The following is a 634-nucleotide window of genomic DNA, read 5'->3' as shown; positions in this document are numbered from 1 at the left end:
TAATTGAGCCTAGAAAATGCTCTTTGTTGTTTTCAAAACTCATTTTTAAATCTTCAAAAAGTTGTTCCCATTCATTTTGCCCCCAAACATAAGCTCTTTGAAAAAATGGAATTTCAATTAAAGATTCCTGCTCTATAAAACCAAAATTATTTTCTGTTGCTTTCATTGACTTTTTTCCTTGAATGATAAATTAAAGACTTTATTCTATTAAAATATCAGTTAAATTTTTCTAAACTCAAACCAAATTTTACCATTTTACTTATTTACTTAAACCCCCTTGACTTAGAGCTACTCTAATGCTGTATAATTTCTTTATCACTTGAGCAAATAAAAAAATGGTTTTACCAAAATACGCAATTTCAAGGAGAAATAATGCAAACGATTATTTTAAACAATGGCGTAAAAATGCCAATTTTAGGATTTGGTATGCTTAATATGCCAGATTTAAAAGAATGTCAAAGAGTTGTAGAGGAGGCTTTAGAGGTTGGATACCGCCTTTTTGATACTTCGCAAATTTATGGCAATGAGGAAGCTTTGGGAGCGGATATAAAAGCTAGTGGGATTAAAAGAGAGGAGCTTTTTATCACCACGAAAATTTTTAAGCAAAATTCTCTTAAACAAGGAAAGAATCAAT

2 protein-coding genes are annotated in these 634 nt (G+C 30.0%); one reads left to right on the top strand and one right to left on the bottom strand.

All coding sequences use genetic code 11. The features are described 5' to 3' along the window. Positions 1 to 166: DUF262 domain-containing protein (locus tag J1E28_RS07825; RefSeq protein ID WP_366008953.1), on the bottom strand; the 166-nt coding region annotated here is incomplete at its 3' end. A gap of 206 nt (positions 167 to 372) precedes the next feature. Between J1E28_RS07825 and J1E28_RS07795 the strand changes: the two genes are divergently transcribed. Continuing rightward, on the top strand, positions 373 to 634 hold a 262-nt coding region (locus tag J1E28_RS07795; protein ID WP_291028491.1), incomplete at its 3' end, for an aldo/keto reductase.

The organism is Helicobacter sp. (genome assembly GCF_022511165.1).
Taxonomy (GTDB): domain Bacteria; phylum Campylobacterota; class Campylobacteria; order Campylobacterales; family Helicobacteraceae; genus Helicobacter_C.
This window is presented reverse-complemented; position numbering and strand designations above follow the sequence as displayed.